Genomic DNA, 23526 nt, shown 5'->3' on the forward strand with positions numbered 1-23526 from the left:
TGTCACCAATAGCCGGGCGGGTTGCCCGATGATTACCAATGGAGACAAACACGCGCCCGCCGGCGCCGCTCGCTGTCACCAAAACATCCCCAACTGGCGACAAGAAAGGCGTTCGAAGAACAACCGATTGTCACCACTACTTATAAGATCGCCTTTGGCGACAATTTAAGGCTACCTGGTCGCGGCCAGCGTCACCAAGCAGCTAAATAAGGATTGAACTATGGAAATGCCTAAATGGGTTAAATGGTTAATCGGAATCGTGGTATTCGCCGCCGCGACAATAGCCATTGCGTGGCTGGCCGGCTTCGTATTTTTTGTGCTTAGCAAGACAAACCCTTTCGATAAAACCGAATTATCCACTTGGTGGACATACTGGCAATACTATCAGGATGATCCGGTTATCTTTAAACGACTCAAGGTATCCGGAATCATTGCGGCCGTTATCGGTTATGGCGTGCCCCTCTTTGTGATTAGCGATTTAATGCGCGAAGTTCGCACGTTGCACGGCGAAGCCCGCTTTGCGAACACAAGCGAGATAGAGAAAGCCGGACTGTTAGGTAACGTCGGAATCATTGTAGGCAAGTGGAAAGATCGGTTTTTACTCTTTCCTGGTATGCAGTTCGTTCTACTGGCGGCACCGACGCGCTCAGGTAAAGGCGTCGGCATCGTCGTACCGAATTTGTTGAATTTTCCGGAGTCGGTGGTTGCGCTGGATGTGAAGCTGGAAAACTTCCTGATTACCTCTAAGTTTCGCGCCCGCCACGGGCAAGAAGTTTACTTGTTCAATCCGTTCGCGGCAGACGGAAGAACGCACCGCTATAACCCGCTGGGCTACATTAGCAATAATCCAAGGCTTCGAGTAACGGAAATCCTGGCAATTGGTTACGCGCTATATCCTGGAGCTAGTAGAGATTCGTTTTTTGATGATACCGCCCGAAACCTGTTCCTTGGCTTGACCTTGTACCTATGCGAAACGCCGCACCTGCCGCGCACTTTTGGTGAACTGCTTCGGCAATCATCGGGTAAAGGCCAACCAATTAAGACCTATCTACAAAACTTAATCATTTCCCGAAACTACAAGGAAGTTGAGGAAGTGGACGAAGACGGCGTAATTACAAAAAATCTGGTTCCAATTCTTCATTGGGATGGTAAAGGCCTGCCGCCTCTGTCAATGGAATGCGTGGACGCCTTAAATCGTTTCACCTGCACGTCGGATAACACGTTATCGAGCATTCTCACAACGTTCAACGCCCCGCTGACAATCTGGGTTAGCCCGATAGTCGATGCCGCCACCAGCGCCAACGACTTCGATCTACGAGACGTGCGCAAAAGGCGCATGTCCATCTATCTAGGCATTCCTGCTAACAAGCTCGCCGAAGCCGAATTGTTGCTCAATCTGTTTTTCTCTCAGCTAGTGAATCTCAACACCGATGACCTGCTGTATTCGAAGCCGGAGCTTAAATATCAATGCCTAATGTTGATGGACGAATTCGCCGCGCCTGGCCGGATCGGCATTATCGACAAATCCAATTCCTACATGGCCGGGTATGGTATGCGAATGCTAACCATCATTCAGTCGCCGTCTCAGATTGAGGCCGAACCCCGTAAGGGGTATGGCCGCGAAGGGGCGGGGACGTTGATAACGAATCATGCCTTGCAAATCCTTTATACGCCGCGAAAACAAAGCGACGCAAACGAGTATTCGGAAATGCTGGGCTACTACACGTTCAAGGCAAAAGGGTTGAGCCGGCAACGCGGCGGCCGAAACGAAGGCGGCCACAGTGAATCCGAATCGGATCAAAAACGGGCCTTGATGCTCCCGCAAGAACTCAAGGAAATGAGTCTACGGAAGCAAATCATTAACCTTGAAAATACAAAGCCCATTCAATGCGAAAAGATCGCCTATTACGCGGATCACGTATTCATTGACCGCCTCAAATCGGTATCGCCGACGCTTGCGGCGTTAGACAACACCCCTATTCGCAACTGGTTTCGCAAGAAAGGTATCACCATCAAGGCAAAGCCATCCAAGGAGCTGTTAGAAGCAACCTGGGGACGGGGAGAACTGGCAAGCAACATCCCGTTGATCGATTTGGATTTGCACGACGCCATCGTGCAAGAACGCAGTCGGCCAATGACGCCGGCAGACATTTCTAAGGGCATTGATCTTAGCAAGCTCGCCATCGACGCATCGAATATTCCGGTTCCAAACGGACCTGATTTGCAGCCCGAAGAAATCGAAGCGTTTGTAGATGACTTCTTTAACGCCCTCGATGCCGTGAATGAATATGACGAAGACGGCTCCAGTGAGCGCCCCAGCGAAGACGAACTTGCGGCGTTAGATGCTCAAGCAAATCCGGAAACATTAGAAAGCCCAACTTACGATCAAAATGTAATAGAGCTAGTGGAACCTTCAGCCGAAGAACTTGTGGACATGATGGACGAAATTTATCACGCCGATGAAGGGATGAATGAAGCGGAAATGCTGGCAGCGATGGCCGGCGAAGACGATTCTCCAGAATATCCAGACTGGTTAGACGATGCACCAATACTTGATCTAAGTGTGCTTGAAAAGCCTGTCGCATCAAAAGAAGACCGCGAATTATAAGGCATTGACTTTGATTAATGCCCGAAAGGGCGTCTATCAATACGGGCGACGCCCAAGAGCGGCTTTATCGAGAGCCGCATATTTTTATCGACAAGGAGCCTCAACATGACAGACCACACTACTCAACCAGCAGAACCTAACAGCGCAAGCGGAAAAGAATTAGTCGAACGAATCCAAAACGACTTATCAAAAGCCCAACATCGATACGGAGTGCAAGACCCGTTTAATGATGCAAAATATCTCATTAGCACAGCGAACGAAATGGTTGCCAAGGCCGATGAACTCGGCTTTACACGATTTCAAGGTTATACCGCCGACAGAGGGGTATCGCAAATCAGTAAGATTGATGGCGAATGGAAGCGTGACGACGGCAAAACTCTTGCCGAAGTACAGTCCGGTATCGATCAAGATAGCATTGGTGAAATATCTAGTCGCGCTCAACTGAGGGCGCAAGCTGGACAAGATGTAGACCATAACATCGACAGAAAATTAGCCTTGGCGGATGCCAGCGCTTTTCTGCGTATTCAAGACCCAAAAATACAGGAGCTTGCGGCAGTAGTAATTGCCGATAACACCCGCGAATTCCCTAATTACAAAACAGGCCTGGAAGTAGCGTATTCCGGCTATTTACGGAATCCATCCCAAATATCACCTATTGCGGCGCGAGTCGCAGAACTGGACGCCATAAGCGCCTCGCGGGAAACGGCCAACGAAAAAAACATTGTAGAACCGGTGATTGCAAAGGAGTTGTTCATTGACGGTGCTGATGTTGTTGCGCGTGCCGCTCAAAATCGTCAGCGTGACCGCGACCAGTTAGCGGGCGAACAAAATCGTCTTGGTACGCTTGCCGAAGGAAAGCGTATCTATGTCGAAAACCTGTCGGAAAAAGCAACCGAGCAAGATACAGCCAATGACGTTGCCGAACGCACAAGTAATACCGCCGACAGGCAAGGCCAACAATTCACCGAACGGGAGAAAAATCGTCAAATCGAACTGATGGAACAATTACACCATCAATTTCGCGTGTCCGGTGCCAAATTCCACTTTAAAGATCAGCCCGGACAAATCGCCTTTAAGGATAAAGGCGAAAAGATGGTGTCTGCATCAAACGATGAACGAGTGGCTAAAGCAATGGCGACAATGGCAGACGCCAAGGGCTGGAAAACAATCAAAGTATCAGGCCACCCCGATTTTCAGCGCGAGGTTTGGATGGAAGCCAGTTTGCGCGGCCTTGAAGTCCGTGGTTTTAAACCATCGGAGCAGGATATAAAAGCGCTTGAGGGTCGCCGCGAACATACCATGAAAAACGTCGTTGAACAGGATACAACGGGGCGCGGTCGTAATGCCGCCACAGAACGTCAAGAACCGGCAGAAAAGACAACGGACAAGCCAGCGCCACAGGTTGAGACGAAAAAGGCCGTGGAGGCGGATTCTCGCGTATTTAGCGGTCGTGTGCTTGAGCATGGCCCGGCTAAATACAATCACGACCCTGAAGAAAAACAAAGTTATTTTGTGAAGCTTGACACCAAAGCTGGCGAAAAAACCGTCTGGGGAGTGGATCTCAATCGCGCAATGTCTGATTCAAAAGCGAAGTCCGGCGACGAGGTAAAACTCGAATTCAAGGGTAAGGAACGCGTGATTGTTGAAGCTTTAGATCGTGACGATGCAGGTAAAGTCATCGGGAAAAAACCAATCGAGACAAATCGTAATACCTGGGAAGTACAAATTTCGGATAAAGCTAAGGTGGTTGAGGCAGTTGCCGCGACCCTGATTGACTCAAAAATCAAAGACCCTGCTAATCAACAAATCTTAAAAGCGGCTGTAGGCGCTCGGCTTGTAGAACGTAAGCAGCTCGGCAAAGTCCCCGAAGTACCGATGTACGACAAAAATGCAGCGAAACAGCCAAAGCAACCGGAACAGATAAGCCCTCAAATCCAAAGAACAGAACGCACCCGGTAACGCTGAAACTGTCTTGCAAGACAGTTTCAGCGCGAAAATATTGCGCAATAGTTACCAATACATACAATATTGGCACACTAATATTTAGTAGAATGGAGTTCAACAACATGCAAAAAATGGTAGTTATATCTAGCGCAGTCTTCATGGCCGCGTGCTCATCGTTGCCGGTACCGCCAGTTGTTGACGGTACCGACAGACATCCAATAAACAGCCGAGAGACAACCGAACTATTAGCGCTTCGCGCTCAATTGGCCCAAACACAGGAACTACTACAATTACGTGAACAAAACATAATACCGCCCGTGGCAATCCATCCAGCGCCAGTGCAGACATCGCTAATCACGTCGCAAACGGTCAGTGTGCAATTTCCATTCAACGGTACGAAGTTTAACCCAACAACAGACCAAACCGGGGCGCTTCTTCCATTATTGACCAACGCTAAACGTATCGTAGTGCGAGGCAGAACAGACGGCCAACACGCGAGCGCCGCTGATGAACAAGTCGCACTGAACCGCGCACTGTCGGCACAACGATACTTAGTGAATAACGGAATATCGCCTTTGATTATTTCGATAAATTATTTATCAGCTGGCGATTATGTAGCCGACAACAATTCAGCGGCCGGCCGCGCTCAAAATCGCCGCGTTGATATTGATGTTTTCAATTAATTCGAGACTAGCAGGTGACCGATCCAGATGGGCTTGATCCGGTTATTTTTGCAATGATTGCAGCCAATGCATCTGGTTCTAAAGGTGGGTCAGTGCGATGTACAGTGGCATGGCAATTGGCACACAGAGGTACAAGGTCACGAACAGGGTCAACAATATAGTTGCCCCCCATTTTTGAAACGGGTATGCGATGGTGTACCTCTATATACCCCTGTCCGAGCGATCCGTAGAAGACACCAAAATCAAAGCCACAGATATAGCAGGCCGACCCATGAGCCGCAATACATGCAGCTCTATTTACGGGACTTCTCTCGTACCTGTTTACAGTTACTTTTGTACAAGCGCCTTCGGGTAAGCCGCTCTCATACAGGGGTATGGCAACAGTATCGTCTTCTTCTAATGGCAGTAGTGTCAACACTAAGGCAAGACACGCCGTTGCTATTTCTTCCGTGCATACCTGTAACGTGGCCTCATCCCCATTCGTAACGTCTGTAAGCTTCCGGACATTCAGCTGGAATTTACTCCAAGGGGCTGGAGGCAAATCCGATAATGTCGATATGACAGAACCATTAATGCGTAACACAATGCGGTTACCCATTGTGTTGAACGCCTCAGCCAAAGAGCAGAAAGTTTGCCTAGCATGCGGCAATGATTCTCCCATTGCCCTGACAAGTTCACCGGCATAGGTATCAGGTACAAAATCTGCTTCTATGCTTTTCCAGCCGGGCGTAACCAGAATCATGAAGCCGTTGGGTGACGGTATATCTGTAGCGCGTACACCACAGCTCAGATTATCTTTAGTAGAGACTGAACATCCGGTTAGGTCCAAGCGAAATCTGGCGGAAAGTGTCTCGGCAAGTTTAATTTCGTTCAAGGCCAATTTCTATACAACCTTCTCATTATGCATCAGCTTCAGGGGGTTCAGGTAAATCTTCTACCAAACGCCGAAGGATACGGGATACCTCATAACGCATTTCTTCAAAATTTCGTTTGTTACTTTCGCTGACATTACCGAGTTCGGCCGCACAGAGTCCCCAAATGAGAGAATCCAAGCCTTGAACAATCACGCCGGACTTTTGGTTTGGGATATAGACTTTATGGTAGTAGGGATGTCCTGTGTTAATACGTACCGCTTGGTTGCCATCAATAAATGCCGGTTCCCACAATACACCATCTTGCAGACTGTCTACTGGTTGTACATGACATTCCCCGCTATTTTTCTGTTCTACCAGTTTGATTTTTAGCTTTGTAATGCCATTCTTGTTTGTAATCGTTACATTACCTGTCGAACCGTCAACTTCTGTAACTTCAGCGGTTTTGAGGTTGTCGGCCTGGGAGTGTATAGCATTATTTGATACCGCGTGGATCAATGCGGCAGTTCCTGTTACAGTTGCCGCAATGCCTTTACGATAACGCTCCTGGCCTTCGCGTCGTGGTCCTTGGAGGAACTTTTGCATCCAGTCATAAAGAGAATCATCCAGCAAAATTCTGGATTTTTTTATATCTACCTGGAAAGCGTCATCAAGCTTATAATCGAACGATAGTTCAATTCGGCATAGAGATGTATGCGGTTCCTTAATGTACATTTCGAGCCAATCAGGGCCATGAATTAGCCGGTTCTCCCTATACACATACAGCCCCTGCATGTTGTTTGTAAGCCGTGCGTCCTTAGCGACTTGCTGGTCAGAAAACTCGTCTTTTCTGGGAAGGATAAAAGCTCGGACTTTAAACTCTGCATGATCATCTTCCCCTATTTCAACTTTCATAACCTTTTCGGCTATTGGGGCTTTGGTTTCTGATACACAATATGGGTCCCACGGAAGAACTGGCTCTCCGTTGATGCGAATATTCACATCAGATGCACGCCTGTCGTTCTTGTCAAGAAATCGCTGATAGACCATCGATATGTGAAACCGAAGATCATCTTCGTATCGCTTGAGTGCTTTCCTTGCCGCCTTTCCATCAGGTGTAGCATATGCTTTAAGCAGCCGATCTACTTTTTCCCAGAGAATTACTGTACCAGTCTTTCCTTTGGCTATACTGTCAAGCAGTTCGGTTTCATTTCCCGTTGCTTCCCCTAGTTGAAGTGCCCAGCGCTCCACTGATGCAATATGATCGAGATCCCATGTTGCCTTGAGTACTTCGCCTCCGGCTTGTCCCCGGCTAATTGCAGAAAGACGACGACAGAAGGCTGTTGAAGCAGTCTTAAGCCCAAGTCCAAATTTTCCAAGACTGGATTGATCCGTGCGCCGTCTCGAACCATAACGCATCGCATTGATCAATCCATCCTTATCCATGCCACAACCATCGTCTGTCACGGAAACGAATATATTCCCACGAAAGTCCATAGTTATAGCGACTTCGATATTGTTTGCCTTGGCGGCGATGGAGTTATCAATAACATCAGCCATCGATGTATTGAATTCATAACCGGTGTCGCGCAACCCTTCTATTATTCGTTCGGGGTCAGGCGGTACCTCAAGATATGAGGAATCTAAATTATTATTTATCATTAAATATACTCATCTAAATTTTGATCACTTTCCATCCCCCGGAAAGGATCAGAACATCATCTTGTGTCGCGGGCGGAAGACCGGTTCGATTTAATTCTATAGTAAGTCGTCCTTCCATATCTTTGAATAAGGAAACAATATCTCCAGCTCTTGCATTACGGGCTTTTAAATACTTGGTCATGCAGGTTAATCGGTATTCATTTCTGGTACCACCGAAAAACCGATTATTGTAATAGATGAAATTAAAATCCCAACGGGTTATGCCATCTGTTTCCCGAAAAACCAATGTAACACGAGGATTTTTTTCTTTTGGATTAAGATGAGGAAAGAACGACAGTATTTCCCTTTCCTTTGGAACGAGAATTCCGGCTTGGTGAGCGCCGGTTTCTCCAATATCGTTCGCACTAAGTACCTTTGTTATTTGCGCAATATATGTCATTCAAGTCCTACAATACCTGATAAGGGGGAAACGGTAAGCGCTCGCATGACATCATTCGCGGTCGCATCGCCCTGGTGACCGGTTGCAGCGTGTTCTGCCAAACTGCGTTTGAGACCAAGACGCTCAACAATAACCTCTTCAACACTATCCACAAAATAAAGCTGATGGATAGTAACGGGCCTTTGCTGTTTTCTACGATATGCCCTTGCGGAAGCTTGGTCTTCCAATGCAGGATTCCATTCTGGGTTGTAATGAATTACATGATTTGCTGATGTAATATTCAAGCCAACACCTGCGGCCCTAGGGTTTAAAATAAGTACTCCACCGCATGACGAGGCGCTAAAGTCATCAACTATTATTTGGCGGTTTGCAACCGCAACCCTTCCGTCAATAAAATTGAAATACTGTTCCTTGAAGCGCATTGGCAAATCTTGAAGAAAAATATCCGTCATTCCATTATAACTTGTGAAAATCAGGCATTTTTCATTCTGGGAAAAGATTTCCTCAAGCAACTCAATGAGGCGCTGATATTTTGGCATATGAACTGCCGGATCAGGCGAGTCATAGCCAGCCAGTCTAGGATGAGAGCAAAACATTCTTAGTCGTTGCAAGGCGACAAGTGCTGCTGATTTTCCATATTCGTTTATGGCCGAGAGCCGCACCTGTTCATACAGTTCGGCCATAGATTTCGACATTCCTATTGGTTGTGGTATGTCTATTCTTTCTGGAAGGTCTTTTGCTACCTCTTTGACCCGTCGCCGAAGCAGTATCGGTGCAACCAGTGGGGCTAGCTGGGATGCATCTGAAGCAGTGTTTTCGAAAAGACTTTCAAAATCACCACGCTCCCCTAATAACCCCGGAAGGGAAAAGTCAGATAGAGACCATAGGTCTGTAAGCTTATTTTCAACTGGAGTACCTGTCACTGCCAAGGATACCCTTCTGGGTAATCTCTTAACCGCAATGGTTCTCTGGGCATCAGGGTTCTTGATGTTTTGAGCCTCATCAAGCGCCAAAAGATTCCAGCGAATTGACGAGAGCATTGGCTCATCCCTGACAGCAATATCATAGGATGTGACTACAACATCAAATCCTGCCAGTCTGGAAATAATACCCGCACGATTAGGACCCGCATGTATGCTTATTGAAAGCGATGGAGCAAACTGGGTGAGTTCCCGTCGCCAGTTTTCAAGTAATGTTGCAGGGGCAACCACCAATGACGGTAATCGCCCCGCCGAATGCTCTGCCAACATCAGCGCAATGACTTGGACTGTTTTTCCAAGGCCCATCTCATCACCAAGGATGCAACCAAGGCCTTGATTGGCAATCAGGCAAAGGAAGTGGACACCGTCCTTCTGATAACCATAGAGTTCAGCGTTAAGCCCCCATTGATTAGCATTGAGGGTTGGTGGTGCTTGAATTTCGGCGGGAGTGCCACTTTCAAGGTTATCAATCAGCTCGATACCTATGTTTACATGGGTCTTGAGCCAGATCAGCTGACCAACCGTGATTGGTTGACCAAGTAAAATGTTTTGTTTCCTCAGTAGGGTGAATACGTCTTCATAATCAGATAAGGCAAGGGGGTACCATGTTTTACCGATAAACAGTTGGTCAGTGTTTGGACCTATAATTGCATATTCACTACCGATTTTACCAATCAGATCGAGCCGAATAGTATCTGGTGATTTTCCGGTTAGCAATAATCCGGGTTCAGCCGGAAATCTCGAAAATGTGTATTCCGATAAAACCACATCCGGGGTACATGAAAACCTACTGCCATTGCCATAAAGGGAATCCCAGATTTCCTCTGCCGTTGGTTTTATCGGAATACCATCTTCCTGGACATATTCCAGATGATCATCCGCTATTTTCCAGGTCGTCGGGCAGCGCTCAATAGCGTTATTTACATGATTTATAGTCATCGTCCAGTTTTATAAACTATATTCTTCGTTATTATCGCTTGAAATTCTAAAAATACCTAGAAAAAGGGACTTAATTAGGTCATAATGTCCGCAAAAATACCCAGCGACGATATTATGACTCAGACTCCCCCGCTCGAACTCTTGAAGCAGGCCCGCAACCGATATACCCAGCGCGAAATTGCCGAGTATGTAGGTAAGGACTCCAAGACTGTGCGACGCTGGGAAAAGGGAGAAACGCCTTGCCCAACCATGCTGGAACCGGCCTTGCGTGATTTGCTGCAATCCCCTTCTCATGTAAGCGGCGACCATCGCTTTCGCTTTATTGATCTTTTCGCTGGTATAGGGGGTATCCGTATGGGCTTTGAAGCCCACGGAGGAAAATGTGTATTCACCAGTGAATGGAATGACTTCTCAAAGAAAACCTATATTGAAAACTACGGCGATCACCATCCTTTTGTCGGCGACATAGTTCCGTACCCTGCTGAAGAAGTTCCTGATCATGACGTATTGCTCGGAGGGTTTCCTTGTCAGCCTTTCAGTATCGCTGGTGTGAGTAAAAAGAATTCCCTTGGTCGTCCACATGGATTCGAATGTACTACCCAAGGAACGCTGTTTTTCGATGTTGCCCGTATTATTGCAACTAAACGGCCAAAGGCATTCTTGCTGGAAAACGTAAAGAACCTGCTTTCACACGATAAAGGCAATACATTTGACGTGATCCTGCAAACCTTACGGGATGAATTAAAATACGATGTTCACTACAAGGTCATTGATGGGCAGCACTTTACCCCCCAACATCGTGAGCGGATAATCATCGTCGGTTTCCGCGAGAAAACTGATTTTTCATGGAATGACTTGCAACTGCCGGAAGAAAGTCCGCGACTCTCTTCAATATTACACAAGACGGATGGCACTGAACCCGTATTACCGTGGGATGGGGACCGTTTTTTCGATCACGGCAAACAAGCAGTGCTATCCAAATACACCTTGACGCCAAATTTGTGGACTTACCTGCAATCCTACGCGGAAAAGCATCGGGCCGCCGGCAATGGCTTTGGCTTTGGGATGGCATATCCAGATAGCGTAACACGTACCCTGTCGGCCAGATATTATAAGGACGGTTCGGAAATACTGGTATGGCAAGGTAAAAACAAGCGGCCGCGTCGCCTGACACCTCGTGAATGTGCTCGATTAATGGGTTTTCCGGATACATTCCAAATACCTGTAAGTGATACACAGGCTTACCGCCAGTTCGGCAATAGTGTCATCATGCCAGTGATGAAGGAAGTTGCCCGTATCATGGCTCCGCGCGTTCAGGCGTTGATCGAACAGGAATGTACTGGCATTGCTCAGCAACCACTATTTGCTTGATCCAGTGACTGACATAGTAGACGCCTCAACACGGAGCCGTATGATGTCTGGTATCCGGGCAAAGAATACCAAACCGGAAATTCTAATCCGCAGTCTGTTACACCGGAATGGGTTCCGGTTCCGTCTTCATGTTAACAATTTGCCGGGCAAACCTGATATTGTGCTGACGCGTTACCATGCCGTGATATTTGTACATGGATGTTTCTGGCATGGGCACGAGTGTCCTTTGTTCAAATGGCCTGGTACTCGTCCAGACTTTTGGCGAGAGAAAATCGGACGAAACCGTACAAACGATCACAAGGCAAGGGAAGCTTTACTTGTTGCCGGATGGAGGGTTGGCATAGTTTGGGAGTGTGCTTTACGTGGCGCAGGCAAAAACATTGATAGTGTTGCGCAGAGATTGTCAGAATGGCTTCGTAATAATGCCCAATTGCTTGAGGTTGTTGGGTGAAGCCTGGGTATTTATCCGAGTATTTTGAGGGTGTTGCCGCAAAACGATTGAGTGCGGTTGAGGCCGATGAAACACGCTCAAACCAGCACGAATACCATGCCACCAAAAAAGTTCAGGCATTTCTTGGCAGTCCTGAAGAAAAGACTAGAATGCCCGCGCGTTTTCTTTACCTCACCGATGATGATCCTGATCCTATTGTCGAGGATGCTTTCCTCACTCTCTACAATTGCCGTAAGGGCAAGCCACGTGCGCCGGAATACCATCTCTATTTTCCAACCACGAATGTCTCGTTAAATGCCAGCGAAGGCGATTTGCTTGTTATTGCTAAAAGGCGTGACGCTGGCCTACTGATCATTATCGCCGAAAATGGATCGAGCATTGCGCGGCAGATTGAATGGCTGTTTGGTTTTGGCGATTTGGCCCATCCCGGTTTTTCAGTCAAATCCGAGCTTGAAACTGAACAGGATCGTATCGAATTCGCGTCGAGATTTATTCTGGAAAATATCGGTATTGCGGTTGAAACATCGGAAGATACCTTTCTCGATGACATGCTGACTCGTTTTACTGGCTGCTTTCCGACTACTCGCGATTTCTCAGCCTATGCGCGTTCGACCCTCAAAGACCTTGATCCACGGGAAAATCCAGATATGGTGCTAATGGCATGGATGGAGCGTGAGGAAATTCTGTTCCGTACACTTGAACGCTACCTCATTGCGGATCGCCTCTCAGAAGGGTTTGCTGATGAGGCAAGTACAGGTGCCGATGTGGACGGCTTCCTGTCATTTTCCTTGTCGGTACAGAACCGCCGCAAGAGCCGTGTCGGCCTTGCGTTGGAAAATCATCTTGAATTATTGTTTATAGAAAATGGTTTGCGCTTCACTCGTGCCGCTATTACAGAAAACAAGTCCAAGCCAGATTTTTTGTTCCCTGGAGTGGAGGAATATCATAATCCGACTTATGATTCATTGATGCTAACCATGCTTGGCGTAAAATCTACCTGCAAAGACCGGTGGCGGCAAGTGCTCAGTGAGGCTGATCGGATCGAAAATAAGCACCTGCTGACGTTGGAAACAGCAATATCCACGCATCAGACAGATGAAATGGCAGCGAAACAACTACAACTTGTTTTGCCACGAGGGCTCCATTCGACCTATACGCCTGCACAGCAAACCTGGCTAATGGATGTGGATGCATTCACACGGCTAGCACATGAGCGTCAGGTCGTTTAGTCGGTTTATGATTTGTTGAGCGTGCCTTTGCGTTGTGGAATGATGGTATGCCGCTAAATACGTAATTGCAGTAAAAGTAACATAATGGTAATTATTTAGCCATTTTAATGAATTCGTATTAATTTCAATTACCTATAGTAAAGATGCCCTATTTTTTAACAGAGTTATCCACAAAAACTGTTGATAAATACAGCACCGAACATCTGGCGACAGCAACTACCCAGCGCTGGTCACGGTCCGCGCCTGATCTTCAGCTATGTACATTCAACGCCACCAATCCATCATCAATGGATACAACACCGGCATAAAGTAACATCAACCGCCATGCTGAATACGGTATTTCTCGATAATCATCTTTCTCAACACTAGCCTGCCATTTTCTAATCGTCGATGACCCTTTTTTAGGCACGTAATTAACGCCCACAAGCTTCGCTGTGACACTTTGCGACCAACCGGCTAGCTTAATCAATCGATTCACTTCTTCAGGCGTAGGCGGCACGTATGCGGCGTGATTGAAAGGCAAGGCGCACGGCCGGTTTCGAAAGGCTTCAAGCGAAATCGGCAACGATCCGCCCACGTCATAAATAGGTACTGTTTCCATAAAAAACCCCTGTAAATCTTCAATGAATAATGAGGGGCGGATTAAGCCGCCCCTCAGAAAGTTTATAAAATTCCAGCTTCCGCGAAACTATAAGCACTGCGGCAAGTGACAATCAAGTGATCCAAAACCCGGACATCAATCAGTTTTAAAGCATCGATCAGGCGGGTAGTAATTCGGCGATCCGCATCGGAAGGCTCCGCCAGACTCGACGGGTGGTTGTGAAAGAAAATGCAGGCGGCCGCATTAACGGAAAGAACTTCTTTCACTACCTCGCGTGGGTAAACACTTGCGCCATCGATAGTGCCACGGAACAAGGTAATCGACTCAATCAATTGATGCTGGTTATCCAGCAACAACACGCCGAAAACTTCATGTTCAAGGTGTGCGGCTTGCAACCGGCAAAATTGCTTAACGCTTTCCGGTGATGTAGCAAATAAATCTTGTTTCTTATATAAGCCAGACAGGATTTCAACGGCGGAATTGATAGTAGCTTGTTGATCGGCGGTCAATGTGTTCATTCGGTAAACCTCTCAAAAATGGCCTTGGCGGAAGTGCCCGGCCTGATTGTTATCATACGCCCCAATGGGGCGTATGTCAACCACTAATTACCTTTATTTACCGATTATTGTTCGCCTTTGATGGCTAGTATACGTCTGCTTCCTCGCCACAGTTCTCGCAGCCATATTCCCACGGATCAGCACCGTCTTGGCCGCATGTATTGCACACCCAAGTTGAGTCCTCCCGCCCAACTGCAACACGGCTAAAACGACCTGTTTTCGAGTCTTCCAGCCATTCGTTTTCGGATAGATCATTATTAGCTGTCATTTGGATACCTTGGGTTAAGCGTCGCGTTTGCTTTGTGCATCAACGATCTTTCTGACCATTTGACGGGCATTCAATTGGCGGGTTCTGGCGGTCTCGATTGTTCTGATTTTTATAACGGTTTTCATCGGCTTCTCCGGAAAAATGGCCTTGGCGGAAGTGCCCGGCCTGATTCTGACTATACGCCCCATTGGGGCGTATAGTCAAGAACTTTCTAACGCTCAACCAAAGATAAAGCAAGACAATTTCAGCGCCAAAAATGATTTGTGCAATCGGGATTAAGGGTTCAGGGAAGCGGGGAATCAAAATAAAGCGCGGCATCGCCGCACCTTATCTAATCTTAACGGGGCATACTCCAGCGGTTGGAGTGAATCGGTCTTAATGGGACGAGGGCTTGCGGTGCGTACCGGTTGACAGGGAGGCCGGCGCGGTCAAGGGGTCGTGGAATAAAAAGAGAGCGAAGCGAACGGCTTTATGCCGCGAAAGCCCCTTGACCGAATAAGCCGGGCTTTCTGTCAATATCGGCGCACAGTAAGCAAGCCTCTCCCATTAAGAAAAATGGTGACATATCAGTCTCGCCGGCGACTTTAGCTTGCCACCAACAGGCAAGACTAGGCCGCCAGTTGGCTAGGTCTTGTATTGCTTAATGCAAAGAACGTATCAACGTCGAGGCCGGCATCCTCACAGGCTTTAGTATGGGCCGCCTCGATCTGTTCATCAGACGGATGGCCCCAACGTACCGTAGGCAATACCATTGCAGTTGTGATAGTTTCAGCCTTCTCGTAATGCTCCCAAAACGCCGTTGGTGCTACATTGTCATCGTTAGGCAACCATTGACGTTGACGGCCAACCATACGGTTAAGGCGGTCAATAATTTCACGATTTCGAGGGTAAAAATGAACCGTTCCCGCTTGCCGATACCAACGGACATCAAAATAATCGGTTGTCATTCGTTGGCTGCGTTTTAAATCATCGGGCATGCTATGAAAAAGTTCATACAAACCATAATGGCATTGCTGCTTACCGTCCAACATCGCAAAGACTTTATCAAAATCTTCCAATTTCTTAAGATCGTCCCAGCTCGGGCCTAATCCATAACTGTTCCGAACCGGAATAATAAACCGCGTCATTTTGACGCGATAAGCCAGCTCTCTATGTTTCTCGTTCGATTTCCAGCCTTTATAGTAAGCGCGGTTATCGGGCCGGTATTTGGTTATTTCATCGAAACAGTCCAGCAACATTTGCATGTTCATATCGCCTTGACTATTGACCAGGCCAATCAAAAAACCCCTTACATTAGATTCTGTAAACGATAGCTTAGCGATCTGTTCGAAGTCGGTTACAAGACGTTGATAGGCCTTTGACGATAGATATTTATTGAATTCCGTGGAATGTAATACGTTCGTCCATGCCCGCTTTTTAAGATCGTCATAGCCTTTATTAAATCGCTCTTGGATAGCAATAACTTCGCCGTCTTGCGTGGTTTTATGCAGCTCATTCAATGGCCGCCCCAACAAACGCGCGTAGTAATCGGCCTCTTCCCTGGCGACTTCGGCGGATTTCAACGCCTTAACAGCAGCATTAAAGACTGACACGGCATTACTGATCGTGTTCTGTCTCAGGGCGATACTGTTTTTCTCGGTGTAATCGATTGCCGATACATGTTCGACTTCTAGGCCATGAGTAAAATTCTGCTTTATATCGACCTTCTTTTGCAACCATATTAAGGCGACATCAGCGGCGGTTTTACGCATAGTGTCAGGATCAAGAAAAGCCTCTGAAAGAAATTCGACTGAGCCGTGCTCTTCGATCCAGTTACAGATGAGTTTTCGTTTGGCGGTGTGTGGGTTGCGAATTGTTTCGGCATTTAGAATGGCAACCAGTTCACCATCGACTAATAAATCAAAGGCTTTAACAAGATGGTCGGCACCATCCTTCCACGGCGGGTTCATCAAAATATGGGTGTACATCCCTGCCCCACTAAAAGCTAAAAAGTCGGTATCGACCACATTAACACCCTTGCTGCGTAAGACGGCTTGATTGTCTAAATCAAGTTCAATGCAGTCAATTTTATCAGCGCCATGAGACGAATAACGGCGGCCCCATTTGTCGAGCAATGGAGCGAGCAAATCGCCACGTCCGGCGCTTGGCTCCAACACCCTCAAGAAATTATGAGACTTAAATTTTGCGAACGCCTTTTCGGCTAAAGAGAGTGGCGTAGGGTAAAACTGAATCATCGGATGGCTCCTGAAAATCGGCCTTGGCGGAATGCCCGGCCTGATTGCTACAATACGCCCCATTGGGGCGTATGTCAAGCGCTTTTATCTAGCTTGTTTGTAACCCTAATTGCAATGCCGTCACACACGCCCCGCGCGGCACCTTTATACCAATCAAATAATCGTGAGCCGTGTAGACGTGTGCAAAATAATACGACCTAAATCCGAATTTACCTTTAGGGGCAAATCCAATAAAAATGCGTTGCTTGTAACTCTTTGTCCACCGCCTCATTGCCCTCTTAGCAAGTAGAAAATTCTTTAGGTTCATGATGAACTCCCTTGACGATCTGAATAAACGCTTACGGGTATCTTTAAGCGGTACCATTTAAGCACTGTAGATACAAACGGCCGTGAATCTGGATACCGTTTGTTGTATTTCTCAACACTCGTAATAAGCCTATCCTCCCCTATTTCATTCACTAGCCATAATAGGCTTCGAGCGTCCTTGTCATTCTCAACAAGAACGCCATAGGTATTGTCTGGAAGATCAAGGACAAGCATTGTCATCGCGTCCTTTCATCCCTTGGTTCCGCCCTCCCCTGCTCAACCTCATTCGTTTTTACCGCCTGTTGACGTGCCTCAGTCGCCCGTAAGTCATCAACCGCTTGTTGATGCTTGGTAACAACCGGTGGCATCTGCTTTACGAAATCAACGATCTGCATTGCCAGCGCCTTATCTTCGGTATTACCCTTACTAAGAGTCCTGGCGATTTGCCCATAAACCTTTTCAACGCCCTTCCTTGCTGCGCTGAATTTGTCTTGAATTGGATTGCTACGCGGCGTACCCGCCTTTATCTCTTGTTCGGCAGTTTGCTTTCGCGCCTTGGTTATCAGTGAAGGCGAATCACGTTTGCCTTGCTCAAACTCCAAATCGATATTATGCACGGCTTGTTTCTCGGCCTTCTTAACCACCCCTCGCGCTCGGCGTGGTGTTGCATTGGCCTCTATCCCTCTTTCTCGTAACTGTTCTGCGAACCCTACCCGCCATAATTGTAAATCGGCCTTTCGTGGATTCAAGCGAACGCCATCATGGGCCACCGCTTTAACAATCAGGTGAACATGTGGATGTCTTTCATCCTCATGTGATGCAAAAACATATTGATGATTTCGGAATTGTGCGGCGGCAAATGCGCGGGCGGAATCTTTTACTGATTCCCTGTCGGTACCGGGAGGCATAGACAGAATAATGTTGAAGGCCTCTTTACGCTTTTGACCTTCTTCGGGTATACCAATCCGCCCCCTTGCCCAAGCGTCGCGAACATCCTTAACACCATCAAGTCCTTTATGTAGGTCGCCGTTCTCATCTTCGATTTCTATCTCTCCATCACGCGAAATGTATTCAATACTCGCCTCGATGTGCTTCATGTTCTTGCCGCCGCCGGTAATTTTTACCATAACCTCCGGCACTCGTTTTGTAGTCCGTGCGAGTTTTTCACGCGTCGCGGGTCCACTCGGTTTTTCGGGCTTTGACTCCGCGTTCTTGCCGCTACGGATGTTTTTACCCTTTCGCCCCTTAACAGGCGAATAATCTACTCTTTCGCCCCAATCCTTAAAGATTCCGTCACTGTTTGTAGTCATTCGACATCCCACCTTTCGAGGCTTGCGCGAATGGCCGAGCTTACGGCATCTATATGTTTGTCGATACGTGTTCGAAGCCGTTCTATCGCGTCCACGGTAACGGGTTCAAGACGACCTTCGTTTAAACGCTTGGCAACCTGGTTTAAGTTGCGACCAATCGACAATAATTGATAATTCGATTCGCCAAGTGCTTCAACTTCCTTCATGCCGAACTGTGGTTCGTGCGTAAGGCCCGCACGGATAGCGTCAACGATCCATCGACGCTGAGAACAACGTTCAAGATTCGCCCGTTTTAATATTGCCTCTTTCTCGGATTTTGTAAGCAATATTTCAAATCGTATTTTTGGCTCGCCATCCGGCAATTCCTTCGTCTGCCTAAATGTCTTCGGCGGCGGATTCTTAGCCGCCTTCTCTAACTGTTGTTCGATTGCCTCCTTTATGGCTGCGCCTGGTGTCTTGCCAAGACTGGCGCAATACGCCACCCAGCGGGCCTTTAAAACTGGCCCCAGATGGATGTTCATTGCCCGGCTTGGTTTGTCCATATCGGTTCCAAAAAGGTTATGTGATTAAAAATGGTGTGGCATTATATGTGCGATGTGCGCACATTATACCGGCGTTTAGCCTATCCTGCAATCCTACACACCATCACAATAAGTTCGTCATGACGAACTAAATGAGCCAAAAAAACCGCCTTTAGGCGGTCGCTTCAAACGGCTCCCTTTCAGCCAGAAACCTTACACTCTCGCCGAATAAGTTTAAAACCAACAACAAGGCCTACCTTCTCAAATTGACCGACGGCTAACTCAATTGCATCTGATGCCGGCAACATAGATAAATAAAATTTATCGGTGTTGGCCTCCATGCGCTCAATCGCAAACAAGGTACCATCCTTAGATAGAAAACCAACCGACAACGGAAAACGTACCCCACGCATAGAAAACGCCCGTGGTTCAGAATTACCCCAACTAAACAACATTCCATTACCAGCATGTTCGCGGCCCGCTAACCCCTTACTACGCTGTTCAACGGTAGCGGCTACCGGTATAGACTTAATAGAAACACCACCTGAGAAAAAAAGATCACAAGTACCAGATTCGGCCGCGTGTGCTTCCCCACACACACCAACGAACGGCAAAAGTAAAACACCTAGAGCCGTTAGTTGCCGCCTATTCATTTGTCAGTATCCGTAAGCAAGTTTATCTTGCATTGGCCCGCGTCTACTTCAGCATCACCGCCGCCGTCCTCATAACGGATGTGCAATAAACCCGGTGTAGATGGTCGCTTATTTAAAATCACCGCCGCCGAACGGCCATCATATTCAACGAGCAATAAAGGCTTGTTCATCCGTTGCGGATCGGAAATAGCCCGACCTTTAGGCCAGCTAGTAAGCTCCCCATGATCGTTACCGCCTTGGTCGTCATCATTATCGGTATCGACCTTCTTGGACTTTGGCGGCTTAGCGTCGCCTTTGATAGTAGAGCCACCCGACGAAGAAAGTTCGTCATGACGAACTTTTTCGTTATCAGCGCCGGTTAACTGTACCTCTTCGCTTTTTCCACCTTCTTCGCCCACCGGCTGACTAATAGGGCTAACCTGCTTTTTCTTGCCACTTAATTCGCCGGCCAATTCAGAAACAGAACGTCGGGTAATGTCCGCCCCGTCCGCACACCATTTATCGACCTGCTCAGGGTATTTGTCGTGTAGTGTTCGTAAATCGTAAAGCGTTCTGGCGGATGTGCATTTACCTGCGTTATAGATTTCTTCAACACAAGCAGGCGGATCGATTAACGCAAGATGCTCAGCAATGTACGATTTAGTTTTCGAAAGCTTTTTCGCAATAACAACCTGTTTTTCTCCTTTGTCTATCCTCTTTTTTAAAAAAAGAGCAAGTTCCATAGGGGTCAAATTTTCACGCTGTATATTTTCAATTACCTGGTCGTAATCATCGTGCGAAGCATCGATGAAAGCCGGAATAGTATCTTTTCCGGCAGCAGACGAACCACGATACCGGCGAGCACCATAGTTAAGAATCCACTTGCCCGACTGGACAGGGTGAGGGCGAACAGAAACAGGCGTCTTAACGCCCTTTTCCTTAATGCTCTCAGTCATTTCTTTCATGGATTCTTCGGAAAACTCGATACGCGGTTGATCGGGGTCTTCTTCAATATCCGTTAGCGGAATATCCAAAGGTTTGCCAGTATGCGCCACATGCTGCGGCTTCACCTCTGGCTTATCTTCTAATGCAGATAGATCAAGGGCCATTTATATAACTCCCATAGTCGTTGCGATTTGCTCAAAAACCGGCCTGATTTGCGTCCAGGCATCACGGCCAGACGTTTTACCAAGCTTCCAAATTGGCAAGCCAACGGCTTGCGATTCAGGTACAGCAGTTGATTTTTTGATTGCCGCGAAACCTGTCGCCATTGGAATTAGAAGCTTCGCGAAGTGGGTAGACAAATCGCGAAAGTTATCCCGTTGGAAAGGTGTTGGTTCAACCAGATTTGGCAAAATACCAATCAACTGAAGGGTAGGGTTCAAGGTCGCCTGAATCTTCCGAATGCCGATATTGTCATGATTGAGAAGATCGCCAATACCGTCGATAGCTTCTTGATTCAACTGCAAAGGAGACAAAACATAGTTACTCACGACTAGAGCTGCAAGCTGGCGAATGTCAGGATTAGGGTTCGTATCTATGATGCAAACGTCGAATTGTCCATCAACAGTTTTTAGAAACGATTGCAAGTTAGTGGCAAAGCTATTGTGTTTGTCGGCTTGCTTTTCCATTCGAAGCAGTTCGGCGTTATCAGCCGAAATCAAGACAAATTCAGCGTTTTCAACTTCGCCGCCGTCGATCCGTGTTGACAATAGGCGGCTTGCCGCCAGTTGCGAAATAGCGGCGATTGCTCCGGTGCGAATTGCCTTCGATGTATTTCGTTGATGGTCAAGATCAATAACCAAAACTCGTTTTTTCATAACAAGGTTAAAAAAATAGGCCAATTGAACAGCAACGGCGGATTTGCCAACACCGCCTTTTTGATTTGCTAACACAAGCGTTTTCATGCTCAGTTCCCCTTTAAAAAATTTCGAATGGTGGTGGCCGATGCAGTGACATTATTTTCAGCAAGAAAAGTAATGATTTGCTCAACCGTGTAACCTTTTTCGTGTAGTGTTTGTATTTCAGGTTTAAACAACTCAAGTTCTATTTTCGGAAGCTTTGGTTTTTCACGAGCCATAAACGACTGAAGGCGAACCTTGTCAGCTTTTTCGACAAACCGAGTTCGAATAACGTTGGCCTGTTGGGGCGACATATCATGCATTGCGGCAGCTTCCGAAAGAGGAACTCCATCAATAATTAACGCTTTTGCGACGCCTAACGAACGATCAGACCAACGACGTAACTGAAGTGAAACACGTTCAAATAGGTCGTTATCAATCTCTGGTGTAAAAGACATGGCGAAAGCTCTATTGAAATTCACCACTGGTATCAAAAAACGACGGCCCTTGGCTTTGCAATACTGACGTAATGACGTTATTAGACATCTCTATTCTCCTTATTTTGAATTCACATATGAGCTAAATCAGTGCGGATTGGATGCATTGACCGCAACTAAATTATAACAGAAACAAAACATTTATAAAACACAATATAAAACAAAATTAAAACAATTAGCGTCTAATATGATTCACTGAAAATATGCGTTATCCACAAAATCTGGTAGTCAAATACAGGAAAGCTATAGGAACGTATAGGTTTATTTATATAGGGTAGCGTCCTTGTAAAACCGCCGTAGCCCAATAGCGACGCGGGCTAGAAGGATATTAAGATTGCTATCCTCAAGACAATTTCAGCGCGGGAGCAAGACAATTTCAGCGCACAAAAAAGCGTGAACCTTTATAAAACAACGACTTAGAGCAAGACAATTTCAGCGTAAAAACAAGACAATTTCAGCGTGGATAACTTTAGTCGTCCACAGGGTAATCCACAGCCAAATAAGCAACGAGCAAGACAAATTCAGCGTTGATCATGCAGCGAGTTAATTAGCGGCAGGGGAGGGCTTTAATGCCGCCAACATCGCCGCGTTTTGGGTTTTAGTCGCTTCCAACTGGCCGCGTAATGTAGCGGCTTCTTCGCGAGCTTCAGCGGCGGCCATACGAGCCTTATCACACTCTGTTTCGGCTTTAGCCATACGTTCGGCGCTTCGGTGAACTTCCTCTGCTGTACGTTTCCGTTGTTCAGCGTGTAGCTGATCTGAAGCTTCGGCCTTGGTGCGCGTCTCCGTCAACTCAGTGCGCAATTGTTCAATAATAGCGTCCGATTTCGCGATTTGAGTAGCAAGCGAGTCGCGTAGTTGCTCGATGGTTAAATCGGCTTTTTCAGTTTGGGAGGCTAATACCTCGCGCAATTGTTCGGTGCGTGCATCGGCTTTCTCGGCCTGCTTTGCGGCTTCTTCGGCTCGATCCTGGGCTTTATCGCGCTCGATCCGCAAGCGGTCGGCCTCTGTGTGAGCATGATCTAGTTCGGCGCGAAGATCGGCGGCGCGGTGCTCTATCTCATCGGCCTTTTGTTCGGCAAGGGTTGCTTTTTGTTCGGAAGAGAGTAGGGCATGTTGTACGTCTTCAAGCTGCTGCGCGATAGCCTGGCCAGTCGTTCCGGCAACCTCTACAAGCCGTTCCAGTTCTACAATCCGAAGGTGTGCAGTCTCAAGCTCGGCGGCTTGTTTCTCATAGGCATCGGATTGTTCAACAGACAACTGAAGCAAGTCGGCCTTTTCTGATTCGAACGCCGCCCTGGCGGTATCTAACGATTCATTAGCGAGTTGCTGGGCTGTTTCCCAAAGGTTTTGCCCCATACTCTGTAAAACACCGTGCAAGTTAGCCGGTAACGGCTCGCGCACAGCTTGTACCTGTTTGCGCTGATTCTGCCGCCACTCTTGCATAACTTCGACAACGTTGTTCATGCCGGCACGACTACGTTGTCGGACGGCTTCAACATTTGGATATTCTCCGGTTTCACTAGCCGCGTGAAGCTCGTCGGCAGCATCAATAATACGTTTTCTTACTTCTGGATTTAAGGCCATTCTAAATACCCCTGG

21 protein-coding genes are annotated in these 23526 nt (G+C 47.3%); 6 read left to right on the forward strand and 15 right to left on the reverse strand.

Features of this window, described 5'->3' with window-relative positions:
* The first annotated feature begins 220 nt into the window (after positions 1 to 220).
* The 3 genes from DDY07_RS23600 to DDY07_RS23610 all read left to right on the forward strand — a co-directional run bounded on the left by DDY07_RS23600 (position 221) and on the right by DDY07_RS23610 (position 5235).
* The gene (locus DDY07_RS23600) at positions 221 to 2608 is read left to right on the forward strand and encodes a type IV secretory system conjugative DNA transfer family protein (RefSeq protein ID WP_171697896.1); all 2388 of its coding nucleotides are present in this window, start codon (positions 221 to 223) and stop codon (positions 2606 to 2608) included.
* Positions 2609 to 2713: 105 nt separating this feature from the next.
* Positions 2714 to 4567 (forward strand): LPD7 domain-containing protein, encoded by a 1854-nt coding sequence (locus DDY07_RS23605; protein ID WP_171697897.1) that lies wholly within the window; start codon positions 2714 to 2716, stop codon positions 4565 to 4567.
* Between the two features lie 107 nt (positions 4568 to 4674).
* A complete protein-coding gene (locus DDY07_RS23610; RefSeq protein ID WP_253734777.1) occupies positions 4675 to 5235 on the forward strand; it encodes an OmpA family protein in 561 nt (186 codons plus the stop codon).
* Positions 5236 to 5242: 7 nt separating this feature from the next.
* Here the strand turns inward: DDY07_RS23610 and DDY07_RS23615 are convergent, their stop codons facing one another.
* From DDY07_RS23615 to DDY07_RS23630, 4 genes are read right to left on the reverse strand one after another with little or no spacing between them, the layout of a single operon-like run.
* Positions 5243 to 6109, reverse strand: coding sequence for an HNH endonuclease (locus DDY07_RS23615; RefSeq protein ID WP_216614940.1), 867 nt, complete (start codon positions 6107 to 6109; stop codon positions 5243 to 5245).
* Positions 6110 to 6134: 25 nt separating this feature from the next.
* On the reverse strand, positions 6135 to 7748 hold the full coding sequence (locus tag DDY07_RS23620; RefSeq protein ID WP_171697898.1) for an ATP-binding protein: 1614 nt from the start codon (positions 7746 to 7748) through the stop codon (positions 6135 to 6137).
* A gap of 13 nt (positions 7749 to 7761) precedes the next feature.
* Positions 7762 to 8187, reverse strand: a complete 426-nt coding sequence (locus DDY07_RS23625) for an EcoRII N-terminal effector-binding domain-containing protein (protein WP_171697899.1) — start codon at positions 8185 to 8187, stop codon at positions 7762 to 7764.
* The gene (locus DDY07_RS23630) at positions 8184 to 10106 is read right to left on the reverse strand and encodes a DEAD/DEAH box helicase (RefSeq protein ID WP_171697900.1); all 1923 of its coding nucleotides are present in this window, start codon (positions 10104 to 10106) and stop codon (positions 8184 to 8186) included. Before DDY07_RS23630 ends, DDY07_RS23625 begins: the two co-directional genes overlap by 4 nt.
* Before the next feature lie 84 nt (positions 10107 to 10190).
* Between DDY07_RS23630 and dcm the strand changes: the two genes are divergently transcribed.
* From dcm to DDY07_RS24530, 3 genes are read left to right on the forward strand one after another with little or no spacing between them, the layout of a single operon-like run.
* On the forward strand, positions 10191 to 11477 hold the full coding sequence (gene dcm / locus DDY07_RS23635; RefSeq protein WP_216614941.1) for a DNA (cytosine-5-)-methyltransferase: 1287 nt from the start codon (positions 10191 to 10193) through the stop codon (positions 11475 to 11477).
* A 4-nt stretch (positions 11478 to 11481) separates the two neighbouring features.
* A complete protein-coding gene (locus tag DDY07_RS23640; protein ID WP_171697901.1) occupies positions 11482 to 11928 on the forward strand; it encodes a DNA mismatch endonuclease Vsr in 447 nt (148 codons plus the stop codon).
* Positions 11925 to 13157, forward strand: a complete 1233-nt coding sequence (locus tag DDY07_RS24530) for a type II restriction endonuclease (protein WP_171697902.1) — start codon at positions 11925 to 11927, stop codon at positions 13155 to 13157. The genes DDY07_RS23640 and DDY07_RS24530 overlap by 4 nt, the downstream gene beginning before the upstream one ends.
* A gap of 250 nt (positions 13158 to 13407) precedes the next feature.
* Here the strand turns inward: DDY07_RS24530 and DDY07_RS23650 are convergent, their stop codons facing one another.
* The 11 genes from DDY07_RS23650 to DDY07_RS23700 form a co-directional block, all read right to left on the reverse strand.
* Complete coding sequence (locus tag DDY07_RS23650; RefSeq protein WP_171697903.1) at positions 13408 to 13758, reverse strand: hypothetical protein; 351 nt, start codon at positions 13756 to 13758, stop codon at positions 13408 to 13410.
* Positions 13759 to 13820: 62 nt separating this feature from the next.
* Positions 13821 to 14267 (reverse strand): RadC family protein, encoded by a 447-nt coding sequence (locus DDY07_RS23655; RefSeq protein WP_253734778.1) that lies wholly within the window; start codon positions 14265 to 14267, stop codon positions 13821 to 13823.
* 355 nt (positions 14268 to 14622) lie between these two features.
* Positions 14623 to 14901 (reverse strand): hypothetical protein, encoded by a 279-nt coding sequence (locus DDY07_RS23660; RefSeq protein ID WP_171697905.1) that lies wholly within the window; start codon positions 14899 to 14901, stop codon positions 14623 to 14625.
* Between the two features lie 290 nt (positions 14902 to 15191).
* Complete coding sequence (locus DDY07_RS23665; RefSeq protein WP_171697906.1) at positions 15192 to 16817, reverse strand: DUF4942 domain-containing protein; 1626 nt, start codon at positions 16815 to 16817, stop codon at positions 15192 to 15194.
* 542 nt (positions 16818 to 17359) lie between these two features.
* Positions 17360 to 18433 carry a relaxase/mobilization nuclease domain-containing protein gene (locus DDY07_RS23670; protein WP_171697907.1) on the reverse strand — a complete coding sequence of 358 codons (1074 nt, stop codon included), beginning with the start codon at positions 18431 to 18433 and terminating at the stop codon, positions 17360 to 17362.
* Positions 18430 to 18975, reverse strand: coding sequence for a plasmid mobilization relaxosome protein MobC (gene mobC, locus DDY07_RS23675; protein WP_171697908.1), 546 nt, complete (start codon positions 18973 to 18975; stop codon positions 18430 to 18432). Before mobC ends, DDY07_RS23670 begins: the two co-directional genes overlap by 4 nt.
* Positions 18976 to 19154: 179 nt before the next feature.
* The gene (locus tag DDY07_RS23680; protein WP_171697909.1) at positions 19155 to 19607 is read right to left on the reverse strand and encodes a DUF192 domain-containing protein; all 453 of its coding nucleotides are present in this window, start codon (positions 19605 to 19607) and stop codon (positions 19155 to 19157) included.
* A complete protein-coding gene (locus tag DDY07_RS23685) occupies positions 19604 to 20695 on the reverse strand; it encodes a ParB/RepB/Spo0J family partition protein (protein ID WP_171697910.1) in 1092 nt (363 codons plus the stop codon). Before DDY07_RS23685 ends, DDY07_RS23680 begins: the two co-directional genes overlap by 4 nt.
* Entirely contained in the window at positions 20696 to 21493 is a 798-nt protein-coding gene (locus DDY07_RS23690) for a ParA family protein (protein ID WP_171697911.1), read from the reverse strand.
* Positions 21494 to 21495: 2 nt separating this feature from the next.
* Positions 21496 to 21885 carry a hypothetical protein gene (locus tag DDY07_RS23695; RefSeq protein WP_171697912.1) on the reverse strand — a complete coding sequence of 130 codons (390 nt, stop codon included), beginning with the start codon at positions 21883 to 21885 and terminating at the stop codon, positions 21496 to 21498.
* Between the two features lie 582 nt (positions 21886 to 22467).
* Positions 22468 to 23511 (reverse strand): DNA-binding protein, encoded by a 1044-nt coding sequence (locus DDY07_RS23700; protein ID WP_171697913.1) that lies wholly within the window; start codon positions 23509 to 23511, stop codon positions 22468 to 22470.
* Between the last annotated feature and the right edge of the window lie 15 nt (positions 23512 to 23526).

Source organism: Methylomonas sp. ZR1, from assembly GCF_013141865.1.
Taxonomy (GTDB): Bacteria; Pseudomonadota; Gammaproteobacteria; order Methylococcales; family Methylomonadaceae; genus Methylomonas.

Bases quoted from the DNA above. Each gene is read 5' to 3' on its own strand.
- DDY07_RS23690 (WP_171697911.1), bottom strand. From the start codon at position 21,493: ATGAAAACGCTTGTGTTAGCAAATCAAAAAGGCGGTGTTGGCAAATCC.
- mobC (WP_171697908.1), bottom strand. From the start codon at position 18,975: ATGGACAAACCAAGCCGGGCAATGAACATCCATCTGGGGCCAGTTTTA.
- DDY07_RS23685 (WP_171697910.1), bottom strand. From the start codon at position 20,695: ATGGCCCTTGATCTATCTGCATTAGAAGATAAGCCAGAGGTGAAGCCG.
- DDY07_RS23600 (WP_171697896.1), top strand. From the start codon at position 221: ATGGAAATGCCTAAATGGGTTAAATGGTTAATCGGAATCGTGGTATTC.
- DDY07_RS23665 (WP_171697906.1), bottom strand. From the start codon at position 16,817: ATGATTCAGTTTTACCCTACGCCACTCTCTTTAGCCGAAAAGGCGTTC.
- DDY07_RS23610 (WP_253734777.1), top strand. From the start codon at position 4,675: ATGCAAAAAATGGTAGTTATATCTAGCGCAGTCTTCATGGCCGCGTGC.
- DDY07_RS23695 (WP_171697912.1), bottom strand. From the start codon at position 21,885: ATGTCTTTTACACCAGAGATTGATAACGACCTATTTGAACGTGTTTCA.
- DDY07_RS23625 (WP_171697899.1), bottom strand. From the start codon at position 8,187: ATGACATATATTGCGCAAATAACAAAGGTACTTAGTGCGAACGATATT.
- DDY07_RS23630 (WP_171697900.1), bottom strand. From the start codon at position 10,106: ATGACTATAAATCATGTAAATAACGCTATTGAGCGCTGCCCGACGACC.
- DDY07_RS23650 (WP_171697903.1), bottom strand. From the start codon at position 13,758: ATGGAAACAGTACCTATTTATGACGTGGGCGGATCGTTGCCGATTTCG.
- DDY07_RS23680 (WP_171697909.1), bottom strand. From the start codon at position 19,607: ATGAATAGGCGGCAACTAACGGCTCTAGGTGTTTTACTTTTGCCGTTC.
- DDY07_RS23700 (WP_171697913.1), bottom strand. From the start codon at position 23,511: ATGGCCTTAAATCCAGAAGTAAGAAAACGTATTATTGATGCTGCCGAC.
- DDY07_RS23660 (WP_171697905.1), bottom strand. From the start codon at position 14,901: ATGCCGCGCTTTATTTTGATTCCCCGCTTCCCTGAACCCTTAATCCCG.
- DDY07_RS23670 (WP_171697907.1), bottom strand. From the start codon at position 18,433: ATGACTACAAACAGTGACGGAATCTTTAAGGATTGGGGCGAAAGAGTA.
- DDY07_RS23605 (WP_171697897.1), top strand. From the start codon at position 2,714: ATGACAGACCACACTACTCAACCAGCAGAACCTAACAGCGCAAGCGGA.
- DDY07_RS23620 (WP_171697898.1), bottom strand. From the start codon at position 7,748: ATGATAAATAATAATTTAGATTCCTCATATCTTGAGGTACCGCCTGAC.
- dcm (WP_216614941.1), top strand. From the start codon at position 10,191: ATGTCCGCAAAAATACCCAGCGACGATATTATGACTCAGACTCCCCCG.